We start from the raw sequence: 24946 nt of genomic DNA, 5'->3' as shown, positions 1-24946 counted from the left end.
GTCTCTCTTCGCAAGTCCGAAAACGTAGGGTGGGCAAAGGCGCAATTGCGCCGTGCCCACCACCTGCCATCGATTACGAAGAAGACGTGGGCACGCTTCCGCCTTCGCTCTACGAGCTACGGCGGACAAGTCGCTTTGCCCACGCTACGATACTGGAGGGTGAACGCATCACTCACTTCAGGATCGCCCTGATCGCATCGAAGGTGCGCTTGACGAAAGCCTCCGGCTTCTCCCGCGCGCCTTCGCCGATCCAGCTCTCGCCGCCGACGCGCATCGCGCCGGTGGCGATCATGGCGACGAGCCGCGCCTGCAGTCGGTCGGATTTGGTTCGCCCGCGCTGGGCAAGGCCCTCGGCCAGCGCGCGCTCGAGCTTCTCGTATTTGAGCTGATCGCGCGCCTGCAGTGCCGGATTGTCGCGCTTGAGTCGCGACATCGCAGCTGCTTCCGCCGGATCGAGCCGCTTGACCGCCGCCGCGATCGCATTCTCCGCCGCCGTCAGCATGGATTCGTCCGCGGGCCGTGCGACGACCTCGGCGACCAGCGCGCTGGCGGCATTCTCCTGCCAGGCGGCCACCACGTCCTCCTTGGACGCGAAATAGTGGAAGAAGCTCCGGCGCGACACGTCCGCCGCCGCCGCGATATCGTCGATGGTCGTGGCCTCGAAGCCGCGCTCCAGGAACAGCGCCATCGCCGCCCGGGTCAACCGCTCGCGGGTCTGTTGCCGCTTGCGCTGGCGCAGGCCGGGCGCGGCCGGGGATTTTCCGTCCCCGGACAATAACTTGGCGCGTTTCCGGACCACCTTCGAAGCCTTCAAATCGGTTCACCTCTTGCAAAATTGCACTAAGTGCACATTTAGACCGGTCGCGGGCCTCGTTCCAGGCCCGAACGGAGACATGGCATGACCGACTGGACCACGGCAGACATCCCCTCTCTCGCCGGCAAGACGGCCGTCGTGACGGGGGCGACGGGTGGCCTCGGTTACGAGACGGCGATGGCGCTGGCAGGCGCCGGTGCCATTGTCATACTCACCGGACGCAACGACGCAAAGGGCCTGCAGGCGATCGAAGGCATCTGCGAGCGGTTTCCCAATGCGCTGATCGCCTTTGAGCCTCTCGATCTCGCTAGCCTCGCCTCCGTCGCCGATTTCGCCAGGCGCTTTGCCGCCGGCAACGAGCAGCTCGACCTCCTCGTCAACAATGCCGGCGTGATGGCGCTGCCGAAACGGCAGCAGACCGAGGATGGTTTCGAGATGCAGCTCGGCACCAATTATCTCGGTCACTACGCGTTGACGGCGCAACTGTTGCCGCAGCTTCGCCGCGCGAAGGCACCTCGTGTCGTCAATCTCTCGAGCCTTGCGCACCGCTCCGGCGCGATCAATTTCGACGATCTGCAGAGCAAGCATTCCTATCGTCCGTGGCGCGCCTATTGCCAGTCGAAGCTGGCGATGCTGATGTTTTCCCTCGAATTGCAACGTCGCAGCGACGCGGCCGGCTGGGGCGTGAGCAGCATTGCCGCGCATCCCGGCTTTGCGCGCACCGACCTGATTGCGAACGGGCCGGGCGCCAACACGTTCCAGTGGCGGATTGGCCGGCTGCTCCAGCCGCTGTTCAGCCAGTCCGCGGCCGAGGGCGCACTGCCGACGCTGCTCGCCGCGACTTCGCCCACGGCAGAGCCTGGCGGCTATTACGGCCCGAACGGATTCTACGAAATGAAGGGGGCGCCAGCGCCCGCGCGGATGATGCCACACGCGAAGGATTTCGCCACCGCTGCCATGCTGTGGGATGTCTCGGCGACGTTGACCGGAGTATCCTTCGACGAGATCGCGGCCGCGGCATGAGCCGCGAGCCCGCCAGGAACATCCCGATGCAAGTCATCATCTTCGGCGCGACCGGCATGGTCGGGCAGGGCGTTTTGCGCGAATGCCTGGTCGACACCGGCGTCGCCCGTGTGCTCGTGGTCGGCCGCAGCCCAACCGGCGTGCGCAACGCCAAGCTCACCGAGATCATCCACGTCAATTTTCTGGACTATTCGACGATCGAGGCCCAGCTCACCGGCTTCGATGCCTGCTTTTTCTGCCTCGGCGTGTCCTCGATCGGCATGAGCGAAGATCGCTACCGCCATCTCACCTATGACCTCACGCTTGCGGCTGCGACGACGCTGGCGCGCCTCAATCCGCAGATGGTCTTCACCTACGTCACCGGCGCCGGCACCGATTCCACCGAGCAGGGTTCGCGGATGTGGGCACGGATCAAGGGCAAGACCGAGAACGATCTCTTGAAGCTGCCGTTCCGGGCCGCCTACATGTTCCGGCCCGGCGCGATCCAGCCGCTGCACGGCGCCCGTTCCAAGACCGCCTGGGTGCAGGCGGTCTATACCGCAACCTGGCCGCTCTGGTCGGTGTTGCGCAGGCTCTCGCCGCGGCTCGTCACCTCGACCGAGCAGATCGGCCGCGCCATGATCCGCGTCGCCCGGGAGGGGTATCCGCGGAAGGTCCTGGAGATGGAGGATATCAATAGCCTCTAGCCTGCCTGCCCGTTAGTTTGAGCGGAAATTTCGGGGCCTGTGCGCGTTAAACCCTGTCCATTTCGAAGGAGAAGCGTCGGCGATGTCGCCCCAGCTCAAACTGATCGCCCTCGACGCCGACGATCTCGCCGTGATCTCGACCCATGTCCAGGACGCCCGTGTCCAGGCCTCTGACATCATCTGGCGGCAGAGCGAGAAGCGGCTTGTGGTCGGGATGAGCCGGCTGGACTGGGAGCAGACGCTGGAGGGCGAGGCCGAGCCGCGCCGGCTGGTCGCCGCGCTCCGCTTCGACCGCGTGCTCGCCTGCAAGTCGCGCAATATCGAGCTCGCCGCTCCCGACAAGGTCCTGGACCTCGTCGGCATCGAATTTCATCCCCGGGACGGGCGCGACGAGGAGCCCGGCGGCAGCGCCCTGCTCTTGTTCGCCGAGGGCGGCGCCATCCGGCTCGACGTCGAATGCCTGGAATGTGAGCTGACCGACCTCGGCGTCGACGCGCTGGGAACGGGGTTGGAGATCGAAGGGGAGGGATGAGGTGACCTGTATACCAGCCGCACCGGCTCAGGCCTGCGCCAGAACGGCGGCTTGCGAGGGTTGACGCCGCTTCCCCGCCGCGCCATTGAGCAGGGGACCTGGTGCGCCAATCCGCCCCAAAGACCAGCCAGAAGCCAAGCCAGATATGCCCGTTCGCCTCGACCGCAGCAGCGCCGATTTTGACCAGCGATTCGCGGCCTTCCTCGCCGCCAAACGCGAGGTCTCGGCCGACGTCGAAGCCGCCGCGCGCGCCATCGTCGACGACGTGGCAAAGCGGGGCGATGCCGCGCTGCTCGAGGCCACCGCAAAGCTCGACCGCTTGACGCTGGATGCGGCCTCCTTGCGCGTCTCGGCCGCCGAAGTCGAGGCCGCGAACAAGGCCTGCGAGCCTGCGACGCTGGATGCGCTCAAGCTCGCGCGGGACCGCATCGAAATCTATCACCGCCGGCAGTTGCCGAAGGACGAGCGCTTCACCGACCCGCTCGGCGTCGAGCTCGGCTGGCGCTATACCGCGATCGAATCGGCCGGCCTCTACGTGCCCGGCGGCACTGCGGCCTATCCGTCCTCGGTGCTGATGAACGCGGTGCCTGCAAAAGTCGCCGGCGTCTCGCGCCTGGTGATGGTGGTGCCGTCGCCGGACGGCAAGCTCAATCCGCTGGTGCTGGCGGCGGCCTCGCTCGGCGGCGTCACCGAGATCTACCGCGTCGGCGGCGCGCAGGCCGTGGCGGCGCTGGCGCACGGCACCGCGACGATCGCGCCGGTCGCAAAGATCGTCGGCCCCGGCAATGCCTATGTCGCCGCCGCCAAGCGGCTGGTGTTCGGCAAGGTCGGCATCGACATGATCGCCGGCCCCTCCGAGGTGCTGGTGATCGCCGACGACACCGGCAATGCCGACTGGATCGCCGCCGATCTCCTGGCGCAGGCCGAGCACGATGCCAGCGCGCAGTCGATCCTGATCACCGATTCGGCGCGCCTTGCCGCCGACGTCGAAAAGGCGGTCGAGGCGCAGTTGAAGACGCTACCGCGCGCCGCGATTGCCGGCGCGTCCTGGGCCGATTTCGGCGCCATCATCATGGTGAAGAACTTAAGCGACAGTATTCCGCTCGCGGATGCGATTGCCGCCGAGCATCTCGAGATCATGACGGCTGATCCCGATGCGCTCGCTGCGAAGATCCGCAATGCCGGCGCGGTGTTCCTCGGGCCCCACACGCCGGAGGCGATCGGCGACTATGTCGGCGGCTCCAATCATGTGCTGCCGACGGCGCGCTCGGCGCGATTCTCCTCAGGGCTGTCGGTGCACGACTTCATGAAGCGCACCTCGATCCTGAAATGCGGCCCGGATCAGCTGCGCGCGCTCGGTCCTGCCGCGATGACGCTCGGACAAGCGGAGGGGCTGGACGCCCATTCGCGTTCGATTGGATTGCGTCTCAATCTGTCATGACAGTGCTGCCCGAACAGGACGACTCGACCAATCGCATCGTCGGCGTCACACTCGACGAAGAATCGATCGGCCGTTCCGGGCCTGATATCGAGCATGAGCGTGCGATCGCGATCTACGACCTGATCGAGCAGAACCTGTTCGCGCCCGATGGCGCCGACGGGAAGGGCCCGTTCACACTGCATATCGGCATCACCGGCAACCGGCTGATGTTCGACATCCGCCGCGACGACGGCACGCCTGTCGTCGCGCATCTGTTGTCGCTGACGCCGTTCCGGCGGATCGTGAAGGACTATTTCATGATCTGCGACAGCTACTACCAGGCGATCCGCACCGCGACCCCCGACAAGATCGAGGCCATCGACATGGGTCGGCGCGGCATCCATGACGAGGGATCGCGTACACTGCAGGAGCGGCTGAAGGGCAAGGTGCGGGTCGACTTCGAGACCTCGCGCCGGCTGTTCACGCTCATTACTGTCCTGCACTGGAAGGGCTAAGCGCGATGGCGGGTCCGCCACGCGCACGCGATCCGCAATCGGTGCTGTTCGCCTGCGCGATGAACAGCGTGCGCTCGCCGATGGCCGAGAGCCTGTTGCAGCACATGTTTCCGCAGGGCCTCTACGTGAAATCGGCCGGCGCGAGGCGCGGCGAGCTCGATCCGTTCGCGGTGTCCGTGATGGCCGAGCTCGGCCAGGACATCTCCGCCCACAAGCCGCAGACCTTCGAGGAGCTGGAGGATTGGGAGGGGCTGAATTTCGATCTCATCATCACGCTCTCGCCCGAGGCGCACCACAAGGCGCTGGAGCTGACGCGGACGCTGGCGGCCGACGTCGAATATTGGCCGACGCAGGATCCCACCACCATCGAGGGCAGCCGCGACCAGAAGCTGGCAGCCTATCGCGACGTCTGCGACCAGCTGTTGATGCGCATCCGCCGGCGTTTTGCGAAGGTGGGCGCGGCGAGCGGGTAGCATTCGGCACCCGTAACACCGCCGTCACACACCGTGGGCACATGCTGTCGGAAGCCTCGAATCACCAAAGCTCGGGTTCCCGGGTTGTGAAATCAGCCCCCTTCCGATAGGTTCCGCGCGCAATTCACCCCCTGCTCATCCCCCAAATCACTGATGCTTGGCCGCCCCAAATTCGTACTTGCCTCCGGTTCGCCGCGGCGCCTGTCGCTGCTCAACCAGGCCGGCATCGAGCCGGACGCGCTCCGGCCGGCCGACGTCGACGAGACGCCGAAGCGGGGCGAGCTGCCGCGCGCCTGTGCCAATCGGCTCGCAAGGGCCAAGGCGGACGCGGCGCTCAAATCGGTGCAGCTGGATGACGAACTGCGCGGCGCCTTCATCCTCTCCGCCGACACGGTGGTGGCGGTGGGCCGCCGCATCCTGCCCAAGGCGAATCTCGTGGACGAGGCGGCGCAGTGCCTGCGGCTGCTGTCGGGCCGCAACCACCGCGTCTACACCGCGATCACCCTGGTGACGCCGCGCGAGGCGTTCCGCCAGCGGCTGGTCGAGACCCGCGTCCGCTTCAAGCGTCTCTCGGAAGACGACATCCAGGCCTATATCGGCTCCGGCGAATGGCGCGGCAAAGCCGGCGGCTACGCCGTGCAGGGCATCGCCGGCTCCTTCGTGGTGAAGATGGTGGGGTCCTACAGCAACGTCGTCGGCCTGCCGCTCTACGAGACCACGACGCTGCTCGGCGGCGAGGGCTTTCCGATCCGCTTCGGCTGGCTCAACGCCACCGCGGTGTGAGCCGGCCAGCCGCGGCCCAACAAAATCGCGAAAACAACCCCATGCACAGTAGAATGGCCTGACGGGGCGCATGCGCCGCCGGTACGAGGAACCCGTGTGCCGACAGGCTCTTGAACCCCTTCACCCCGTGCAAGCTGCCGACATCATGGACGACCACGTCAAAAAGCCCGCCAGCCCGCTCAAAACCTGCCCGATCTGCGGCAAGCCGCAATCGGAAGCCACCCGTCCATTCTGCTCGTCGCGCTGCCGCGACGTCGACCTGAACCGCTGGCTGAAAGGCTCCTACGTCATCCCCGGCCGCGACGATGACGTGGACGATGTAGAATAAGCAAATAATTTCATAGGCTTATTCGGCCGGTCGACGCGCCGCGCGCCAGCGGCGGCAGCTTGTGCACAGCCGGGCCGCGCCCGGCGAAGCCTCTTGGCGAAGCCGGGTGGACAGGCCGCTTCCGGCCCACTATAAACCGCCCGCTCGATGGGCTTTGGCCCCTCTCTTGGAGCACGCCCAGGTAGCTCAGTTGGTAGAGCATGCGACTGAAAATCGCAGTGTCGGTGGTTCGATTCCGCCCCTGGGCACCAATTGTCCTTATTCAGAGCGAGAAGCGCGAATCGCGACGCTAGGTCCGAATACCTGGCTTGAGCGCCTATAGCCTCTTGAACGTCAGTCCGCCGTTCCTGCCATCCGCTGGACGTCGACCGTCCTCTGAAAAGCCCTTCAGAATCGGGCGCCCCGCCGATCCTTCCTCCCAAGCGGCAATTACGCGGAAGGTTGCGAATCTCATAAGGCCATCGTGTTCGGTCTCATCGAAAGGTTCCGAAGCTACCTGGAGATTGACCTCATTTTTGCAACCGATTTGTCTGGCCTGCGGAACGAGATAGCTCGAAAAGATCCGAGGAAATTTTTCGAGACAAGCCCGAATGCGCGTGGGCGGGACGCAACGAGATGTCGAAGAAACTATTGCAGCGGAGCGTCTGTCGATGTTCTGCCACCGCTATTGCACTCGCCATTTCGATTGGCATCTCGGTCGGATCAGCATTTTCGCAGGAGAAGATGCGAGACCCGTTTGCCAATGCCCCAACGGGGCGCCTCTCGATTTCCGTGGAGCTCAAGGGGGCAGGCCGCCGCGACTTGCCGAACAAGGTTGAATGGTCGCGCCTCAAGGTCGGCCGCAAGCTCGAGGTGGAACTCGCCATGCTGGTCCCAGGGGCGAGCACGGTACCCGCGGTCAAGGTCGGCGGCATAACGAGGGATGACGTACAAATACCCGTCGGTATGCAAGCGATCGGGAAAGTTATCGCAGCGTGCGGGGAGGATGAGTCTTGTCGCGCGCGGGCAATGACGGTGATCGGCCAACGGTTGAAAGGAAATCCCGGCGCGCTTGGCGAGCTGAAGCAGGACGATACACGCTACGAGAACTGGATACCCGACCGTCGCGGCGTCTGCGCCACTGGCACAATCACGGTGGAAGACGAGGGCGACGGCGTCAACATTGCGCCTCCCGCACCTGCTGCACCCTATCGCTTCAGGCGCAGCGGCAAGCTTACCCTGCCCGTCGAGACCGCCGTGGTGATCGAAAGACTCTGCCGCGCCGATGTCACTGTCGACCGCCAGAGCGGCCTATTGAGTCTGAGAGTGGGGGCAGGTGCGATACCTGTGCCTGTCCGCCTCGAAGGCCAGGCCTTTACCAACGAGACTTCGGTACCGTTCCGCGAAGGTGGTGGCGACTTGGAGATACTGGATCAGAAGATCGATCCGCAGGCCCGCTCATGGCAAGGTGCTGGGCGCATCGAAAAGGCAGGCAGCGTCTCTCATAATTCCGGATCGGTGGTCGCGCCTGTTGCAGCGGCAATCACGTGGCGATTTGTACGAAACTGAGCTGATGCTCCAAAGCGCGATGAGATTGGGATGAATCGTCATCGCGCTTTAGGTTATTGTTTTGAGCATGATTTTTTCGGAAAACCGCTTCACACTTTTTCGGATCATGCTGTAGCCGGTCCGTCTCACGGTTTGCGCGACCGGTTTCGGACATCAGACGGCGTGGTGGCATAGCGTCGGCGGAACATGCGATTGAAGGCCGAAAGGTCCGTGAATCCGGCATCGTAGGCAATGTCGCTGATGCGGTTCGCGCGATAGCGCCAATCGACCAGCATGCGATACGCGCGTGCAAGCTTCTGGCCGTTGACGAATTCGGTGAAACTGGCTCCTTCGCTTTCGAACAGCCTGTGGATGTGACGCGGCGTGACGTGGTGGCGTGCTGCTACCGCAGTGACCGAAAAGTCGAGCTGTCCGATGTTCTCCATGACGTCGGCCTTGATCGCCCGCAATCGCGCCGCTCGCATGCCGCGATGCCCGGCGACCTCCGCGGCATCACGGCGAGCCCCGATCACGAGTGCTGCAAGATCGACGATGTGCGTTGTGACGACGCGCTGGACCGCGAGGTCGGTGATGGTGGCGTGGTCCCGAAACACGCTCAGATAATTGATCAGCAATCGGAGGGCATCCGTATCATGCGGAATGGGGCGGCCGAGGGCTGCGTCCAAATCGGGCACCAGCGGCGCGATCAGGTCACGGGCAATGCGAATGACGGTGAATGAGCCTCCTTCCGGCAGTGCCCACACGCCTGGGTCGACCGTCGTGCTGACAACAGTTTCGCCGGGACCGATCTTGGTCTCGCGGCCGCACTGCTGGATCACTCCGAAGCCACTCAACAGAATAGGCAGGCCAATACTGTCCGTGCTCTGTGCGATTAGTTGCGGCGTCGAGCGATAATTGGCAGCCGAGCAGGGGCCGGAAGCGACACCGAGGCCGGGTAACAGCCTCAGCGTGAGGTCGGCGCAAAAAGGTTCGCCGTCCAGTGGCTCAATCTCGACTTGGTGGATCAAGCGCCCATAGACCTCGCGCCAGATCGCGAACCGGTCGCGCTCAGGTATGTCAGCGGTGGAGAGGCGCAACGGGCCAATGTCATCGGGTGCGGTCATGAAAGCCATGATTGTCGTTTGCGAGGCCAATATCGCAGAGCCGAGAGGAGGCCGAAACCATTATTGTCGCTCTCGGCAAAGGGGGCGGTCCCTCCCAGCCAAGAAATGGCGTCCCGTTGGCCGGTAATAAGACGATATGATCGAGGGCTCTGCGGATCGGCCTGAACCGAATCTTACAACCGACGGCGGCGTCGTGAAGTCTCCGAAGCGTGTTGGTCAGGACGAGGATACGGCTCTGGTGCAGGACCCCGACACCGCGTTAACGCGGGAGCAGCGGGCAGCACTCGCCCTCGATGTTGCCTGGTTAGCCTGGCGCACCGAGTTTCGCCGGCGCATGATCCGGGAAGGCGTGCTGAAACACCCTTGGCGCAGCGTTTTCGAAGCCGACATGATCTTCAGCATGGTCGCTGTTCGTTGGCTCGAGAACCATCCCATCACGCTGAAAGAACTGGCGACCCATTTCCAGCTGTTCGCCACCGAGGCGACCGTAAGCCGCCATATCGACGACATGGAGGCAGCGGGGACGTTGCGGCGTATTCCCGACGCAAAGGATCGGCGGCGGTTGCTGCTGGTGCCTACGGAGCGCCTCGCCGAGATCGGCCGCACCTTTCTGCAGGCACGGGTCGACATCGCGCGCCAGCATGGATTCGTCTTCTGCCCGACCGAGGCGATCGACCACGACGAAGCAACGTGCGACTAGACCGCTTGCCGTCTGATCGTGGCGCCGGTCATCGCCATTGCGTCTTTGCGTCCCAGAACGTGAGTCGACCAAAAAATTGCAATTGATCCAGGCTGCTGGTCGCGTCCTGTCTTCGGTATAGGACAACACCAGACCTCATTGAGAGGTCCCAGATCCACCGCAAGGTTCGCTGTGAACCCGAGCGCGCTTTCGCGTGACCGGATGAGCATGCCTGTGCCTGCGATTTGCAAATTGCGAGGACAGCCGTGCTCAGACCAAAGACCTTCGTGCGATTTCTCTTGGCCACGAGCTCACTCGTTACCGCCGCGCTGAGCTCCAGCCCCGCAGCGCGCGCCCAGACGATCGATTATGCGAGCGGCGAGGTCCGCAGTATTCCGATCGACCTGGATGGGGGCGACGTCACACTCAACGTCGCCCCCGGGAACCCCGCATTTCAATCCGGCGACGTGATTGGCGCTAACGGCATCAACAAGACCGGGTCTGGGACCCTAGTGCTGTCCGGCGTAAGCGACTACGTTGGTGACACTCGGCTAGCCGGTGGGTTCCTCCTGTTCGGCGCGCAAGGTGCGCCGGGCCGCGGCAAGCTTATTCTCTCCGGAGGAGACGTCGGCTTCAAGGCCGGGGGCAGCCTGACCATCAGCGGCATGAGCCAGGATGATAGGATAATCAGCCGGTTCATGGTCAGTAACGGCGAGACCTTGCGCCTGAAGATCGCCAATGGCGGCTCCTTCGGAGCGGGGAAAGGGTCTATACTGTACCTCGGCGTCAATGGCTTCGGCGGTACGATCGAAATCGACTCGGCGGCGTTCGTCGGCGAAAAGTCCACGACGAACGTTCGGGCAGGCACGGTGCGTTTGGCGCGCTCCAGCGAATTCGGTCTCTCCAGCAGCCGCGGCGGGTTGGAGGTCGATCCGGGCGCCACCTACGACCTTAACGGCAACAGTGCCGGCGCCAGCGCCCTCTCTCTGTTCGGCGGGGGCGTCATCACCAATACCGCGGGCGACACGACCTCCTATGTGACCGTCGGAAGCGAGGGTAATTTCGCGGGCCGCATCGTAGACGATGCCGGACAGGTCGGCCTTATCAAGCAGGGCCTCGGTACGCTCATCCTCGGCGGTGTCAACACCTATACCGGCACAACGACAGTAAGTGCCGGCACATTGTCGGTGAACGGCTCGATCGCATCGTCGTTGCTGACGACGGTCAATGCCGGCGGCACACTCGGCGGCACCGGCACCGTGGGAAACACGGTTATCAACGGCGGCGGCGCGCTGGCGCCAGGCAACTCGATCGGAACGCTGAAGGTTGCGGGCAGTCTTACCTTCGCCGCTGCATCAAGCTACATGGTCGAGGTGTCGCCTGCTTCGGCGGACCGGACCAACGTCACGGGAACGGCGACGCTGGGCAGCGCCACGGTGAATGCGTCGTTCGCCTCGGGGACCTATGTCGCCAAGCGGTATACGATCCTTAACGCAGCGGGTGGTGTTAGCGGTACGTTCGGCGCGCTCGCCAACACCAATCTGCCGTCTGGCTTTCGATCCAGCCTGAGTTACGATACCAGCAACGTCTATCTCGATCTGGCGCTGAACTTCAGTTCGCCGTCATCCGGCCTCAACGTCAACCAGCGCAACGTCGCCAATGCGCTGACCACGTTCTTCAACACGAGCGGCGGCATTCCGATGATGTTCGGTGCGCTGGATCCGGCCGGCTTGACGCGGGTCTCCGGCGAGGTGGCGACCGGTGCGCAACAGAGCACATTCAATGCAATGAACCAGTTCATGGGCGTGTTGAGTGACCCGTTCATCGAGGGTCGCCGTCCCGCCATCGCGTCGCACGCCGGCGCAAATTCGTTTGCGGAGGAGCCAGCCCCGAATCCGACACGCCCGAGGTCGAATGCAGACGCTTATGCAGCGGCGGTCAAGGCGGGGGCGGGCAACCCATATTTGTCGGCTCAGCCCGTCAACCGCTGGAGTGTCTGGGCCGCAGGCTACGGCGGATCGCAGACCACGAACGGCAGCGTGAGTACCGGATCGAATACCGCGACTAATCGCATTTACGGCACCGCAGTCGGCGCGGATTACCGGCTCTCCCCCGAGACGCTCGTCGGCTTCGCGCTCGCTGGCGGCGGAACTTCATTCAGCATTGCCAATGGCCTCGGTCGGGGGTCATCGGATCTGTTTCAGGCCGGTGCGTTCGTGCGACACAATGCCGGCAATGCCTATCTCTCCGGCGCGCTTGCCTATGGCTGGCAGGACGTCTCGACTGATCGAGCCATCGGCACCGATCAACTGCGCGCGAAGTTCAACGCTAACGCGCTCTCGGGCCGTCTCGAGGGCGGCTGGCATTTTGTGGCTCCCTGGATGGGGCTGACCCCCTATGCTGCGGCACAAGTGACACGGTTCGATCTGCCGACCTATGCCGAACGAGCGTCAACCGGGGCCGGCACATTTGCGCTGGGCTATGCTGCGAAGGATGTGACTGCAACCCGCACCGAACTGGGCCTTCGCGCCGACAAATCCTTCGCGATGCAGGATGCAATCCTGACCCTGCGCGGTCGCGCCGCCTGGGCACATGACTTCAATACCGAGCGCGGCGTCGCCGCGACATTCCAGACCCTGCCGGGTGCATCGTTCGTGGTCAATGGCGCCGCGCCGGCGCATGACAGCACGCTCACCACGGCGTCCGCCGAACTCAAATGGCTGAATGGCTTTTCGCTGGGTGGCACCTTCGAAGGTGAGTTCTCCACCGTTACCCACTCCTATGCCGGCAAGGGCGTGGTGCGGTACGCATGGTGAGCGGCGAGGGCAACTTGCGGACATCGGCGGATAGCCAAAGGCCTGACTGTTGGCATTATATAGCAATTTCAACGGCATAGGAGTTCGTAATTTTATTCTGAATGGCGCACCAAATCTACGCTTTTCCACGCTGGAGCACGATCTTGTACGATTGCGCCTCGCCAGATGATCGGCGCGAAGCGCGCTCGCGTATTTCTCTTCCTAGGGCTCGCTAAGTCTATGTACGTCAAATCCAGCGTTCAGGACCACGCTTCCGCACGCCCTTCCACGCCGGCCTCCGCGATCGACACTATCTGTTGACCGTCGACCAGCTCGAAACGGCATCGTACCGGCGCCTTCAAAGCAGCGACGCGTGGAAGAGGCATTTGGAAAACCGCGGCTCGCGGCGGTGTCTGGAATCAAGGCATCTAAGTCGTTCGGCAGGCTTGGCCGACCGCCTAGGCTCCCGCCACAAAGGCCGCGCGATCGCGCGCGGCTTCCGCAGGAGCCCAATAATGAAGCAACTCAAAGATATTGCCATCGAAGCTCATGGAGGCCTCGATCGGTGGCGGCAGTTCGAGCAGGTGTCGGCGGATCTCGTGCAGGGCGGCGTCCTGTGGTCCTTGAAGGGACAGGCTGTCACCCTCGAGCGGACCAAGGTCACCGCGGGTCTGAAGAGGGAGTGGGCGTCACACGCTCCGTTCGGCGCTGACAATCGGCGCTCGCGCTTTGAGCCAAGCCGGGTGGCTCTGGAAGCTGACGACGGAACGGTGCTCGAAGAGCTGCTTGAACCGCGGGCGAGCTTTGCCGGCCATGAGTTGCAAACGCCGTGGACGGAACTGCAACTCGCCTACTTCGCCGGCTGCGCCATGTAGACCTATCTGAACATGCCGTTCCTGCTCGCCTGACCGAGAGTTGAGACCGAGGAACTGGAGCCCTGGCCGACCGATAGCGGCGACTGGCGCCGCCTTGCGGTGCGATTTCCGGCAGAGATCGCGACCCTGGACGAGTGAGGGAGGGGACAGACGCGTGATCTTCAGCAGCAGGCAATCGAGGCCCATGGCGGCCTCGTTGGCGTCGACATCACAGACTATCGCTTCGAGTGAGGTCGGCCGTCGGGACTCAGGCCTGGACGAGGTCTCCCAGCAAATTGGCTGCCACCGTCAGCTTGGCGAGCGTCAAGCCGCTGGCCGCGATCTCCTCGACCAAGCGGCGAACGCGCATCGCCTCAGGATGAGCCGCAATCCAGTCGCCGGTGGCCTGCTGGCCGGATTCGCCGTTTGCCAGCATGTTGGCGACCAGTGCTCTTTCCGCGGCCGCGATCTGGCCAACGGCACGATCGATGGCGAGACGTTCGTAATTATCGTTGGCCGGCATGCTGCGCGCGGCGGCGATGATCCGATCGAGTCTGAATTCGGCCTCGGCGGCGAAGAAGGTCGTGGCGGCGTCACCGATGGCCCGGTTGGTGCGCTCCGCGACGGTGACGATATCCGGTGCGGAGAGGAGCGCATCGAGATCGGCGAGTTCTGCGGCAAGGCCCGCCGGGACACCGGCATCGATCAGATCCTGCCGCCGCCTGGTGCGCCCAGCCTGCGAATCCTGCGGCAGGGTCTTGTCGAGCCCGGCGGCGATCTCTTGGATTCCGGGGCCGAAGCGTGCGATCACGGCGTCCAGACCGGCCTTGAAATCAGCATTGCGCACATACCAGACCATGCGTGAGAGCAGGAGATCCTGGATCGCCGCGTAGAGGCCGAGTTGCAATTGCCCGTCGATGCGGGTGTCGAGTGCATCGATCCCGGCATTGAGCCGCTTGAGGCCGTAGGATTCGTCCACCGCCACGAAGGCCATGACGATGGTGGCGATATCGGCGTCGGTCTCGTCGGTCAGGCGCACGACACAGGCCGGGCCGCCCCGGTTGATCACGGCATTGGCGAGACTGGTGGCGATGATCTCCCGCCGGAGCCGATGCAATTGTACCGCTGTCGGGAATTGCTCCTGCACCTGGCGCGGAAAATATTGGGATAGTTCGCGGGCGAGATAGGGATCGTCGGGTACGCCAGTCGCAAGCAGGTCGTCGTACAGCGTCAGCTTGGCGTAAGCGAGCAACACGGCAAGCTCGGGCCGCGTCAGGAGCTGGCTGCGTCTCGTACGCTCAGTGATCGCCGCATCGTCGGGCAAGAACTCCACGGCGCGGCTGAGCAGGCCGCGCTGCTCTAGCGACTGCATCAGTCGGGTGAGGAAGCTGATCTCGGCCACCCCTTTCCGTTCGGCCAGCGAAAGCGCCAGCGTCTGAAGATAATTGTTGCGCAGCACCAGCGCGCCGACCTCCTCGGTCATCGCGGCGAGCAGGCTGTTGCGGTCGCCTGGACTGAGGCGCCCCTCGCGCTCGGGGCGCGCCAGCGCGATCTTGATATTGACCTCGACGTCGGACGTGTTCACGCCGGCCGAATTGTCGATGGCGTCGGTGTTGAGCTTCACGCCCTTCTGTGCCGCCTCGATACGGCCGCGCTGGGTGACGCCGAGATTGGCGCCTTCGCCGATCACCCGGGCGCGGACATCGGCGCCTGTGATGCGGATCGGATCGTTGGCGCGATCGCCGGCCTGATCATCGCTTTCCGAGGACGAGCGGATATAAGTGCCGATGCCGCCAAACCACAGGAGGTCCACGCGGGCCTTGAGGATCGCTGTCATCACCTCGAAAGGCGTGGCCTGCGGCTTGTCGAGATCAAGCAGTGTGCGCACTTCCGGCGCAAGCGGGATCGCCTTGAGCGAGCGCGAGAACACGCCGCCGCCTTGCGAGATCAGGGACTTGTCGTAGTCCTGCCAGCTCGATCGCGACAGGCTGAACAGGCGCTTGCGTTCGGCGAGGCTGACCGCCGGATCAGGCGAGGGATCGATGAAGATGTCGCGGTGATCGAACGCCGCGACGAGCTTCGTCGCCGGCGATAGCAGCATGCCGTTGCCGAAGACATCGCCCGACATATCGCCTACGCCGGCAACCGTGAACGGCTTGGTCTGGATGTCGGCGCCAAGCTCGCGGAAGTGACGCTTGACCGCCTCCCAGGCGCCTCGCGCCGTGATCCCCATCTTCTTGTGGTCATAGCCCTGACTGCCGCCGGAGGCGAAGGCATCGGCGAGCCAATGGTGCTTCTCGGCCGAGATCGCATTAGCGATGTCGGAGAAGGTGGCGGTGCCCTTGTCGGCGGCGACGACCAGGTAGGGGTCGTCGCCGTCATGCCGCACAGTCGAGTCGGGCGGCACGATGGTGTCGCCGTCGAGATTGTCGGTGAGTTCGAGCAGCGTGCGAACGAAGATACGATAGGCTTCAGTGCCTTCCGCCATGAAGTGGTCGCGACCCGAGGGTGACGGCAGGCGCTTGGGCACGAAGCCGCCCTTCGCGCCGACCGGCACGATCACGGCATTCTTCACCTGTTGTGCCTTCACGAGGCCCAGGATCTCGGTACGGAAATCCTGCGGCCGGTCGGACCAGCGCAGACCGCCGCGCGCGACCTTGCCAAAGCGCAGATGAATGCCTTCGACGCGGGGCGAGTAGACGAAAATCTCGTACAGTGGTCGCGGTGCCGGCAGGGCCTCGATCTTGCGGGCGTCGAACTTGAAGGAGATCACCGGATGCGGATGTCCATCCTGACCGACCTGCCACAAATTGGTGCGGATGGTTGCCTGCACGAGATTGGTGAAGCGACGTAGGATGCGATCTTCATCGAGCGAGGCGACGGATTTGAGCTGCTCCTCGATCTCGGCGACGAGAGCCATCTCGCGCGCCGAGCGCTCCGCAATCGTGAGTCCAAGGCGCGGATCGAGGCGGCCCTGGAATAGGGCGACGACGTTGGCGGTAATCGCGGCGTTCCTGCGCAGGGTCTCCCACATATAGTCCTGGGTGAACGGAGCGCGGATCTGATGGAGGTAGCGCGACAGCGCGCGGATCGTCGATACTTCCCGCCAACTCAGGGCTGTGCGCAGGATCAGTGCGTTGAACCCGTCGGATTCGGCGCGATCGCGGACCACCGCCATGATCGAGGCTTCCAGACGGTGGTTGAATTCACGGCTGATTGCGATCGGCTTGCCGTCGCTGGTCTCGATTGTCATATCGTGCAGCCATACCGGCGCCTGCCTGGTGCGCGGCACGATCTGATAGGTGCGTTCGTTGACCACGTTCAAGCCGTGATTTTCAATCACCGGTACGCGATAGGATAGCGACAGCGGTGCGGCATCCGAGAAGACCTTCAGGCCGAATCGTCTGGGATCGTCGTCCCCCGCGAGGCGGTAAACCGAAATCGTCACCGGTCGGGCTGAGGTGAGCTTTTCGATGGTGGTGATGTCGGCGATCGCCTGTTCGGCGCTGAATATCTCGGTGTAGCCGCCGGAAAAGGCCTGGGCATAGCGGCTTGCGAGCATGCGCGCCCGCATGCCGTCGGCAGACGCTGCGAGCGCGACCTTCAACTTGTCGGCCCAGGTCTCGGCAATGGCGCTGATCCCGGCTTCGAGTGTCTCGCGCTCGACGACCGGGGTCTTACCTTCATATCGCCCGATGATGTAGTGGACGCGCGCCAGTGATCCTTCGGGGAAGGACACGTAGGAGGCCGACAGGGTCCCCTTGTAGACCTGCGAGAGGAAGGCGCCGACGCGCGTGCGCACGTCGGTATCGTATTTGTCGCGCGGAATGAAGCAGAGGATGGAGACGAAGCGATCGAACTTGTCCACGCGTGCCAGCGCCCGGACCCGGGGGCGCTCATAGAGGATCAGGATCTCCATGACGAAATTGTAGAGCGTGTCGACGTCGATCTGGAACAGATCGTCGCGCGGATAATCTTCGAGAATATGCGTCAGCGCCTTGCCCGAATGGCTGTTCGGGTCGAAGCCGGCGCGCTTTAGCACCTGCGCCACCTTGTGGCGGGCGTAAGGGATTTGCTTGACCGATCGGGTATAGGCGCCGGACGTGAACAGACCAACGAGGCGCAATTCTCCTTCGAGCCGGCCGTCGGGGCTATAGAGCTTGATGCCCACATAATCCATCCGGATGCGGCGATGAACGCGGCTGGACACGTTGGCCTTGATCACGATGAGAAGGCTCGGCTCCCGCATGAACTCGCGAATTTCCGACGTCATCACCACCATTTCGCGACCGCGGCGCAGGACCTTCACCTCGGGATCGCGCAGGATGCCGAGGCCCTCGCCGGTCGTGATGTCATCCGACGCATCGCCGTCGGGGGAGAAGCGATATTCGCGCACGCCCAGGAAGGTGAAATTGTCCAGGCATAGCCAATGCAGGAACTGGCTGGCTTCGGCGATCTCGTCGATCGGCAGCGGCGGCGGATTGGTGGAGAAGATCTTGATCGCCTCCTCGATGCGGGCGCGCATGGGCTTCCAGTCGGTGACGCAGGCACGCGCGTCGTTCAACGTCATGGTCAACCCATCGACCAGCTTTTGGCGGTCGGCGTCGACGTCCATGCGGGCGATGTGGAGATGGATGAGGCTTTCGCGCGTGCCCCTTGCTCCCGCCGGCAGGGTTTCGCCATGGAAGCGCATCAGCTTGCCTTGCTCGTCGCGCTCCACGGCGATGATCGGATGGGCGACCAGGGCGACCTCGATGCCCTGCTCGGCTAGCTCGGCCAAAGTGGAGTCGAACAGGAAGGGCATGTTGTCGTTGAGAATTTCGAGCACGGAGATCTCGCGGCCATCCGGCATCGTCGGATTGACGATGCGGATATCGGCGTGCCCCGCCGTGCGCCGCTGTACATGTTCCCAGGCCTGCTCGGCCAGGAAGGCCAGCGAAGCGGCGTCGTGGTTGGCGAGATCCTCGCTATTGGTGTGGCCGAACAGGAGTTCGGCAAAAGTCCGGGGCGCGTTGCCTAGCTGCACGTTGGCCGCAGCATTGCGAATCAGGGTCGACCGGGCCTTGTCGTCACGCCACGCTTCCATAACGTCCTCCATCTCTCGCATCGTCCGATCGCAACCGCGATCATCAGTTTGCTTCTGGAGTTCATCGCTTCGAGCGCCGTTATCTTGACCGAGATCCGGCGCCGCGAAATCTGCCCTCGGCACCTGATCTTACCACTCCGGCGGCCAAGGCGCGCGGAACCGCGGCAAAAAGGCCTACGACACGGCCGGGTCGCAGATGCCACGAGAAATCATAAGTGTATTCAATGGCATACGAGTTCTCAGTTTTGTTCGGAGTGGCGCACCATCCCTCTCAGTTTCGGACGCCCCCTAGCTTCGCCGCATGCGTTCGCTGTACGCGTAGGGCCACAGCTGATATGCTTTTCGCCATTGGGTGAACGGCAGCTCGCCAGCCGACTTTTTTGCGAGGCCGGCCTTCTGATCGGATTTCGATCCCGCTCGCGGCTCTACGTTTCGCTTCGACATAACGCTGAACAAATCGCCGACAGCTGCCGCGTCCCCGCTCACATTGGGAGATGTGCCATGGCTGCATCGGACTGGCGTCTCGAAGGCGAATGGATGAAGAACTGCACCTGCGCGTTTGGCTGCCCCTGCGATTTCAACGCACGGCCGACCCAAGGCTATTGCAAGGGAATGGTCGCCATGCGGATCGCCAAGGGACATTTCGAAGGGACCAGGCTCGATGGTCTCTGCTTTGCCATCACGGTCGATTTCCCTGGGCCGCTTCATGAGGGCAACGGGACAATCCAGCCCATCATCGACGAACGCGCCACGGCGGAGCAGCGTCAGGCGTTGTTCGATATCTTTTCCGGCAAGCATTCGGCCGAAGGTACGCTTTTTCAGATCGTCAGCATGATCGTGACCAAGATCCACGATCCGGTATTTGCGCCGTTCGAGTTTTCCTTCGACAAAGAAGGACGCGTCGCAAAACTCGTCGCCAGGGGTGTGCTCGAGACCGATGTCGAGCCGATCAAGAATCCGGTGACCGGTGATCCGCACCGCATCCAGGTGGTCATGCCCGAGGGGTTCGAACATCGGGCGGCCGAGGTCGCATCCGCCAACATCCGCTCGACCGGCGCGATCCCGTTCGAGACCCGCGGTACGCATAGCTCGCTCGCCAATGTCGTGCAGACGCCCGAGGGCGTAGCGGCATGATGCGGCGCTGACACCGAGACAAAAACCTCGGTGTCAGCTCCTCATCGCTATGGACAAGTCGATGCAGGGGCGCTCGATACTGGAACATTTGCTCCACCGCGACCGGCTGATCGTCGCGATCGGGACCGCCGCAGTGGTGGCGCTCGCCTGGGCCTATCTCGCCGCGGGCGCCGGCATGGACACCGAGATGATGGCCGACATGCCGGACATGGCGCCGATGCCGTGGACGCCATTCTATGGCGTGCTGCTGTTCGTGATGTGGTGGGTGATGATGATCGCGATGATGGCGCCGAGCGCGGTGCCCACCGTTCTCCTGTATGCGACCGTCAAGCGCAAGCAGGAGACTGCCTCCCGCGCCGCAATCGATACCTGGATCTTTCTCGCCGGCTATCTCGTGACGTGGGCGGGGTTCAGTCTCGCGGCGGTGGTGGTGCAGGGAGCGTTCGAACGCTTCGGATTGCTGTCGATGGCGATGGCAAGCACCAGCGCGATTCTGGGTGGCGGCATTCTGATTGCAGCAGGGGTATATCAGTTCACGCCTCTCAAACAGGCGTGCCTGCGCTACTGCGAGAGCCCGCTGCTGTTTTTCAGCCGACATTGGCGGCCCGGCACGCGCGGCGCATTGCGAATGGGACTTCGCCACGGCAGCTACTGCGTCGGCTGCTGCTGGTTTCTGATGGTGCTGCTGTTCGTCGGCGGCGTGATGAACCCGGCCTGGATCATCGGCATCGCGCTCTATGTCGCCGGCGAGAAGCTGCTGCCGTTCGGCCGAAGATTGAGCTATGCGGCAGGCGGGGTCCTCATCCTGTCCGGCGCGATCGTTCTTGCGCGCGCAATCTGAAAAGGCCCAAAGGCGGCCAAAAATGTGCGGCTTTCGACATGCCCATGTACCTGATTGCTCAAGGCCAGCCGACCTCCGTGATGATACGGATGTTTTAATCTGAAGAATTGAGCTTTACCCAAACACAAACTTAAGGCTGTTTCAGCTACCTTTGCGCTATGAACAGCACCCGCGCGCCGCTTTCGGCCGCGGGTGTCCCTGTGCAGTCGAGGCGGAGACAAGGCGATGCCAATACTGCGGGCGAGCGCAGTTCTGCCCTGGCGGCCGAAGCGGGGGTGCGCGTCGTGATTCCCGCAGGGGCAGTCCGCAAAGCGGGAAGAACGATCCTGCGGAATGGTCCGCTGCAGATTGCGTTGTTCTTTCTGCCCCTGGTCTGGATCGGCTATTTCGCAATCACCGCGTCGGAGCGGATGGACGCCGTCGAGCAGGCGCGGTCGCACGGCAACAGCGTCGCCGAACTGTTCGAGGAAAACACCGAACGCATCTTCGAGCGCGTCGATCAGTCATTGCTGGTGGTGCGAGCGCTCTACGCCCAGGATCCGCTCACCTTCAGCTTGAAGTCATGGTCGGACACGGCCCGCATTGCGACCGGCGACGTGGTTCAGTTCGCACTGATCGGATCGAACGGATACATGACCGAGACGACCGCGGGCTATTCCGGCCCGCCGCTTTATCTCGGCGATCGCGAGCACTTCATCAATGTCATGGCGCAAGCCGACGATCGCCTCTACGTCGCCAAGCCGGTGCTGGGAAGGGCCTCGAACAAATGGACGATCCAGCTCGCAAGAAAGGTGTTCGACCTCGCGCGGAATCCGGCCGGGGTGGTCGTCGGCTCGATCAGCGTCGACGTGGTCGGCAGGTTCTACGACACGGCAAAGCTCGGCGTCGGCGGAACGCTGGTGCTCAGAAATGCCAATTACGTCGTGCTCGCCGCCCGGGGCGTGGACCAGGGCTCCGTGCTGGGACAACACGCACCCAGCCGCGTCGAGGGCGAGCTGGGTGACGGCTTCTATGTGCAATATTGGAACGAGAACCGACCGAACCGCAGCGACCGGTTGACCACGGCGCGCAGGTCGCGTGCGTTTCCGCTCATCTTCACCGTCGGCATTTCGGGGCAGGAGATTTATTCCCGCTCCGCCGTCCGGCAGAAGGTTTATCTCGGCGGCGCGCTGCTGCTTACGTTCATTATCCTCGCCGCGACGACATTCCATTGGCGACGGCAGCAGGCGCTGGATCGCGCTCACCGCGAGCGGCGCGATTTTGCCAGCAAGTTCGAGGATGCGCTCCGGAACCTTCCCCAGGGCTTGAGCATGTTCCATGGCCGCGACCGCCTGATCGCATTCAACCCGCAATGGCTCGAACTCTATGGCCTCCTGCCGGAAGACATTCGGATCGGCATGCATTTCCGGGATATATTCGCAAAACAGACCGCCGTGCTCGACGTCGAGACCTATCTCGTCGATTTGAAGAACCGGCTCGCCCGGTCGGAGCAGATCTCGAACACCGTGCAGTTTCCCGATGGGCGGGTCGTCTACATCTCCTACGGCCGGCGCGAGGGTGGCGGCTGGGTCGCTACTCATGAGGACATCACCGAGCGCAAGGCGTCGGCGGACCGCATCGAGCGGCTGGCGCATTACGACAGCCTGACCGGCCTTGCCAACCGCAACCTGTTCAAGGAACGCATCGACGAGGCGCTGGCCAGCTCGCGCCGGCTGGAGCCTGGGTTCGCCGTACTCCTGCTCGATCTCGACAAGTTCAAGTCCGTCAATGATGCGCTCGGCCATCAATGCGGCGACGCGTTGCTGAAGCAGGTCGCCGACCGGATCAAGGCGCAGATTCGTGATGCCGATACGGCGGCGCGAATTGGCGGCGACGAGTTTGCCGTGATCGTGGCCGCGATGCGCGACGGCGCTGCAAGCCTGGCCGAGCGGCTGGTCCAGGCCATTGCCGAGCCCTATCACATCGATGGCCATCCCGTCGTGATCGGCTGTAGCATTGGCCTTGCGCTCGTGCCCGAGCACGGCACGCGGGTCGATGAGATCCTTCGCAACGCCGATCTTGCGCTCTACAGGTCGAAGAATGCCGGCCGAAGCTGCTTCCACCTTTATTCAGCGGAGCTCAAGGCGGAAGCGGATCAGCGTAACGTGCTCGAGATCGAGCTGCGCGAAGCGATCTGGCGCGAGGAGCTGGAGGTGTTTTATCAGCCCGTGATCGAGCTCGGCACCGGTCGGGTAAAATCGGTCGAAGCCCTGGCGCGCTGGCATCACGGCACGAGGGGCTACATTCCTCCGGCTGAGTTCATTGCGGTTGCGGAGGCGGGGGGCTTGATCGTCGAGCTCGGCAATCAGGTGCTGGCCCGGGCCTGTCGCGATGCGATGAGCATGCCGGCAGACGTCAAGGTCGCTGTCAATCTCTCTGCCCTGCAATTTGCCGGCACCAATCTCGTCGACACCGTGACGTTTGCGTTGGCGCAGAGCGGCCTTCCGCAAACCCGGCTCGAGCTCGAGATCACCGAGAGCGTATTCCTCGCCGACACCGAGGAGAACCTCAAGACGCTCCAGCGCCTCAAGGCGCTCGGCGTCTCCATTGCCCTCGACGATTTCGGTGTCGGATACTCGTCTTTGTCCTATTTGACGGCCTTTCCTTTCGACAAGGTCAAGATCGACAAATCGTTCATCGACAGGATCGATCGCTGCGAGACCGTCGCCGTGCTGAAGTCCATCGTGCAGCTCGCGAAGACGTTGAAGCTCTCGATCGTCGCCGAGGGGGTCGAGTCCTTCGAGCAGGTCAAACGGCTCCAGTCACTCGGCATCCCGCTCGGCCAGGGATTTCACTTCAGCAAGCCCGTGCCGTTCGCCGGCCTCTCGTGGCAAAGCCCCCCGGCGCGACGGAAACGGCGGGCGGCGTGAGCTGAATGCCTCCGGCGTTTGCCATCATCGCCCGCCGCCCAAGAGCAGGAAAGCTGAGCAGGTGAAGGCTCCCTTTGAATAGCTTGGAAGGGGGAAGATTTGGTGGTTCCCTGGCACGTTAAGCTTCCGCTGAGAGGCGAAGGACCGCACCGCGTGGAACCAATTCCCGAGCCCAATCGCACCCGCCGATCCTGGCACTCCACTTGCTGAGTCATGACCAAAGCCGGGCCTCGGCAGGGAGGCCCGTTTCAGGTTGAGGCATGCGATGCAAGAAATGTCCCGTTCTGGTACTGCCGGAGAACTCCGGCTCGATGCGCTGATCGCCGATTTGTGGTGGCGCGTTCGGCTGTTGAATACCGACATTCTCGAGGAGGAAGCCAAAGCCGGGGTGTTTGACGTGCAGCAGCCGACCTATCCGCTGCTTGCACTCAACCTCCGAGCGCGGCGCGACAATCTGGTCTCCACGATCGGCGTGCTCGAGCAGCGTGCGAAGTCGGTGTCGGAAGCGGCTTGAGAGCGGCCACCAATTGATGGCGGCGATCGATCGCGACGGCATCAGCCGGGCGATCGACACCTCCTCGCCATCGTAATGATGGGGCGAAGTGCTTCCGCCGTTCTCCGCCGCAAGCTCATCGCGACGGCCGTGCTAAAGCGCGATGAGATTAGGATGAAACATCATCGCGCTTCAGTTTATTGTTTGAGCATGATCTTTTTGGAAAACCGCTGCACACTTTTCCGGATCATGATCTAGAATTCGCACACGTCAGGATGCAATAGCGGTCCCCGCTTGATCCAAACGCGGGCGCCCTCCGCGCCAACCTGCGCATGCAGATTCACGCCCGCCGGCAGACGCCCCCAATCCTGCGGGCTCATCGCCTCGCCGTCGACCGTGAGGCCGCCCGACACCAACAGAAACTCCAAGCCGCCCGAATTCTCCACTATGACGGTCGCGGTCGCCCGCCAGTCCTCCAGCAGAACCGTTTCATGGCCATCATCGAACAACACTGTTGCGGCGCTTGCGCCGGGGCGCGGCTCCGCGGGCTGACCTTCGCCCGGCAGGCGGACGGTCTGCGCCCTGTCGTCAGCGCGGAACTGCCATAGCCGCACGAAGATCGTGCAGCCGCCCTGTGATGCGGGTGCATGCGAGGTGCCCGGCGGATTGCGCACATAGGTCCCGGTTGGATAATCGCCCTCGTCGTCCTGGAAGACGCCTTCCAGCACCAGAAACTCCTCCCCGCCGCTATGCACATGGCGCGCAAAGGCGCTGCCGGGCGCATAGCGGACGATCGAGGTGGCGCGCGCCTTCTCCTCGCCGATCCGAAACAGCATGCGGCGGTCGACGCCGGGCGCCGGACTCGGGATCCAGTCCTCCTGCGAGGCGTGGGCGATGACAGGGCGAGAAAGGTCGTCATTGATGCGCATG

At 63.4% G+C, this 24946-nt stretch carries 20 protein-coding genes and 1 tRNA gene; 17 read left to right on the top strand and 4 right to left on the bottom strand.

Annotated features, from left to right (window positions below; genetic code table 11):
• Positions 1–172 precede the first annotated feature (172 nt).
• Positions 173–814 (bottom strand): TetR/AcrR family transcriptional regulator, encoded by a 642-nt coding sequence (locus GGD61_RS14955; protein WP_092254065.1) that lies wholly within the window; start codon positions 812–814, stop codon positions 173–175.
• Positions 815–898: 84 nt separating this feature from the next.
• Here GGD61_RS14955 and GGD61_RS14950 point away from each other — a divergent pair, with 84 nt between their 5' ends.
• From GGD61_RS14950 to GGD61_RS14905, 10 genes are all read left to right on the top strand, one after another.
• Positions 899–1837 carry an SDR family oxidoreductase gene (locus GGD61_RS14950; RefSeq protein ID WP_092254067.1) on the top strand — a complete coding sequence of 313 codons (939 nt, stop codon included), beginning with the start codon at positions 899–901 and terminating at the stop codon, positions 1835–1837.
• Positions 1838–1863: 26 nt separating this feature from the next.
• Positions 1864–2523 (top strand): NAD-dependent epimerase/dehydratase family protein, encoded by a 660-nt coding sequence (locus tag GGD61_RS14945; RefSeq protein WP_177237014.1) that lies wholly within the window; start codon positions 1864–1866, stop codon positions 2521–2523.
• An 82-nt stretch (positions 2524–2605) separates the two neighbouring features.
• Positions 2606–3055: a DUF2948 family protein gene (locus GGD61_RS14940; RefSeq protein WP_092254070.1), complete on the top strand. Its 450-nt coding sequence runs from the start codon at positions 2606–2608 to the stop codon at positions 3053–3055.
• 145 nt (positions 3056–3200) lie between these two features.
• The gene (gene hisD / locus GGD61_RS14935; RefSeq protein ID WP_092254072.1) at positions 3201–4496 is read left to right on the top strand and encodes a histidinol dehydrogenase; all 1296 of its coding nucleotides are present in this window, start codon (positions 3201–3203) and stop codon (positions 4494–4496) included.
• Positions 4493–4990: a UPF0262 family protein gene (locus GGD61_RS14930; RefSeq protein ID WP_018321266.1), complete on the top strand. Its 498-nt coding sequence runs from the start codon at positions 4493–4495 to the stop codon at positions 4988–4990. Before hisD ends, GGD61_RS14930 begins: the two co-directional genes overlap by 4 nt.
• Positions 4991–4995: 5 nt before the next feature.
• Complete coding sequence (locus tag GGD61_RS14925; protein ID WP_018321267.1) at positions 4996–5463, top strand: low molecular weight phosphatase family protein; 468 nt, start codon at positions 4996–4998, stop codon at positions 5461–5463.
• Positions 5464–5616: 153 nt separating this feature from the next.
• Positions 5617–6246, top strand: coding sequence for a Maf-like protein (locus tag GGD61_RS14920; RefSeq protein ID WP_018321268.1), 630 nt, complete (start codon positions 5617–5619; stop codon positions 6244–6246).
• Between the two features lie 145 nt (positions 6247–6391).
• Positions 6392–6574: a DNA gyrase inhibitor YacG gene (gene yacG, locus GGD61_RS14915; protein ID WP_026202520.1), complete on the top strand. Its 183-nt coding sequence runs from the start codon at positions 6392–6394 to the stop codon at positions 6572–6574.
• Between the two features lie 175 nt (positions 6575–6749).
• Positions 6750–6825, top strand: a tRNA-Phe gene (locus tag GGD61_RS14910).
• 364 nt (positions 6826–7189) lie between these two features.
• Positions 7190–8122 carry a hypothetical protein gene (locus GGD61_RS14905; protein WP_143109033.1) on the top strand — a complete coding sequence of 311 codons (933 nt, stop codon included), beginning with the start codon at positions 7190–7192 and terminating at the stop codon, positions 8120–8122.
• 125 nt (positions 8123–8247) lie between these two features.
• On the opposite strand, the gene GGD61_RS14900 is transcribed toward GGD61_RS14905, so the two are convergent.
• Entirely contained in the window at positions 8248–9234 is a 987-nt protein-coding gene (locus GGD61_RS14900; RefSeq protein ID WP_092254076.1) for an AraC family transcriptional regulator, read from the bottom strand.
• A 127-nt stretch (positions 9235–9361) separates the two neighbouring features.
• On the opposite strand from GGD61_RS14900, the gene GGD61_RS14895 reads away from it, so the two are divergent.
• The 3 genes from GGD61_RS14895 to GGD61_RS14885 all read left to right on the top strand — a co-directional run bounded on the left by GGD61_RS14895 (position 9362) and on the right by GGD61_RS14885 (position 13574).
• Positions 9362–9925 carry a MarR family winged helix-turn-helix transcriptional regulator gene (locus tag GGD61_RS14895; protein WP_092254078.1) on the top strand — a complete coding sequence of 188 codons (564 nt, stop codon included), beginning with the start codon at positions 9362–9364 and terminating at the stop codon, positions 9923–9925.
• 245 nt (positions 9926–10170) lie between these two features.
• Complete coding sequence (locus tag GGD61_RS14890; protein ID WP_183230858.1) at positions 10171–12720, top strand: autotransporter outer membrane beta-barrel domain-containing protein; 2550 nt, start codon at positions 10171–10173, stop codon at positions 12718–12720.
• A 494-nt stretch (positions 12721–13214) separates the two neighbouring features.
• Positions 13215–13574: a hypothetical protein gene (locus GGD61_RS14885; protein WP_246785938.1), complete on the top strand. Its 360-nt coding sequence runs from the start codon at positions 13215–13217 to the stop codon at positions 13572–13574.
• Positions 13575–13821: 247 nt separating this feature from the next.
• On the opposite strand, the gene GGD61_RS14880 is transcribed toward GGD61_RS14885, so the two are convergent.
• Positions 13822–18651, bottom strand: a complete 4830-nt coding sequence (locus tag GGD61_RS14880) for an NAD-glutamate dehydrogenase (protein WP_183230857.1) — start codon at positions 18649–18651, stop codon at positions 13822–13824.
• 489 nt (positions 18652–19140) lie between these two features.
• On the opposite strand from GGD61_RS14880, the gene GGD61_RS14875 reads away from it, so the two are divergent.
• The 4 genes from GGD61_RS14875 to GGD61_RS14860 all read left to right on the top strand — a co-directional run bounded on the left by GGD61_RS14875 (position 19141) and on the right by GGD61_RS14860 (position 24037).
• A complete protein-coding gene (locus GGD61_RS14875) occupies positions 19141–19773 on the top strand; it encodes a DUF1326 domain-containing protein (RefSeq protein WP_092254084.1) in 633 nt (210 codons plus the stop codon).
• Between the two features lie 61 nt (positions 19774–19834).
• Entirely contained in the window at positions 19835–20614 is a 780-nt protein-coding gene (locus tag GGD61_RS14870) for a DUF2182 domain-containing protein (RefSeq protein ID WP_246785937.1), read from the top strand.
• Positions 20615–20967: 353 nt separating this feature from the next.
• The gene (locus tag GGD61_RS14865; RefSeq protein ID WP_183230855.1) at positions 20968–23523 is read left to right on the top strand and encodes an EAL domain-containing protein; all 2556 of its coding nucleotides are present in this window, start codon (positions 20968–20970) and stop codon (positions 23521–23523) included.
• A 265-nt stretch (positions 23524–23788) separates the two neighbouring features.
• The gene (locus GGD61_RS14860; RefSeq protein ID WP_026202521.1) at positions 23789–24037 is read left to right on the top strand and encodes a hypothetical protein; all 249 of its coding nucleotides are present in this window, start codon (positions 23789–23791) and stop codon (positions 24035–24037) included.
• A gap of 233 nt (positions 24038–24270) precedes the next feature.
• Here GGD61_RS14860 and GGD61_RS14855 read toward each other — a convergent pair whose 3' ends face one another.
• Positions 24271–24945, bottom strand: coding sequence for a cupin domain-containing protein (locus GGD61_RS14855; protein ID WP_092254090.1), 675 nt, complete (start codon positions 24943–24945; stop codon positions 24271–24273).
• Position 24946: the final 1 nt, after the last annotated feature.

Source organism: Bradyrhizobium sp. SBR1B, from assembly GCF_014198205.1.
In the GTDB taxonomy this organism is placed as follows: Bacteria; Pseudomonadota; Alphaproteobacteria; order Rhizobiales; family Xanthobacteraceae; genus Bradyrhizobium.
The sequence above is the reverse complement of the archived record's forward strand: the minus strand, read 5'-3'. Positions and strand labels throughout refer to the sequence as shown.

Coding starts and splice junctions, on each gene's coding strand:
- GGD61_RS14950 (WP_092254067.1), top strand. CDS start 899: ATGACCGACTGGACCACGGCAGACATCCCCTCTCTCGCCGGCAAGACG.
- GGD61_RS14945 (WP_177237014.1), top strand. CDS start 1,864: ATGCAAGTCATCATCTTCGGCGCGACCGGCATGGTCGGGCAGGGCGTT.
- GGD61_RS14940 (WP_092254070.1), top strand. CDS start 2,606: ATGTCGCCCCAGCTCAAACTGATCGCCCTCGACGCCGACGATCTCGCC.
- hisD (WP_092254072.1), top strand. CDS start 3,201: ATGCCCGTTCGCCTCGACCGCAGCAGCGCCGATTTTGACCAGCGATTC.
- GGD61_RS14930 (WP_018321266.1), top strand. CDS start 4,493: ATGACAGTGCTGCCCGAACAGGACGACTCGACCAATCGCATCGTCGGC.
- GGD61_RS14925 (WP_018321267.1), top strand. CDS start 4,996: ATGGCGGGTCCGCCACGCGCACGCGATCCGCAATCGGTGCTGTTCGCC.
- GGD61_RS14920 (WP_018321268.1), top strand. CDS start 5,617: ATGCTTGGCCGCCCCAAATTCGTACTTGCCTCCGGTTCGCCGCGGCGC.
- yacG (WP_026202520.1), top strand. CDS start 6,392: ATGGACGACCACGTCAAAAAGCCCGCCAGCCCGCTCAAAACCTGCCCG.
- GGD61_RS14905 (WP_143109033.1), top strand. CDS start 7,190: ATGTCGAAGAAACTATTGCAGCGGAGCGTCTGTCGATGTTCTGCCACC.
- GGD61_RS14900 (WP_092254076.1), bottom strand. CDS start 9,234: ATGGCTTTCATGACCGCACCCGATGACATTGGCCCGTTGCGCCTCTCC.
- GGD61_RS14895 (WP_092254078.1), top strand. CDS start 9,362: ATGATCGAGGGCTCTGCGGATCGGCCTGAACCGAATCTTACAACCGAC.
- GGD61_RS14885 (WP_246785938.1), top strand. CDS start 13,215: ATGAAGCAACTCAAAGATATTGCCATCGAAGCTCATGGAGGCCTCGAT.
- GGD61_RS14880 (WP_183230857.1), bottom strand. CDS start 18,651: ATGGAGGACGTTATGGAAGCGTGGCGTGACGACAAGGCCCGGTCGACC.
- GGD61_RS14875 (WP_092254084.1), top strand. CDS start 19,141: ATGGCTGCATCGGACTGGCGTCTCGAAGGCGAATGGATGAAGAACTGC.
- GGD61_RS14870 (WP_246785937.1), top strand. CDS start 19,835: ATGCAGGGGCGCTCGATACTGGAACATTTGCTCCACCGCGACCGGCTG.
- GGD61_RS14860 (WP_026202521.1), top strand. CDS start 23,789: ATGCAAGAAATGTCCCGTTCTGGTACTGCCGGAGAACTCCGGCTCGAT.
- GGD61_RS14855 (WP_092254090.1), bottom strand. CDS start 24,945: ATGCGCATCAATGACGACCTTTCTCGCCCTGTCATCGCCCACGCCTCG.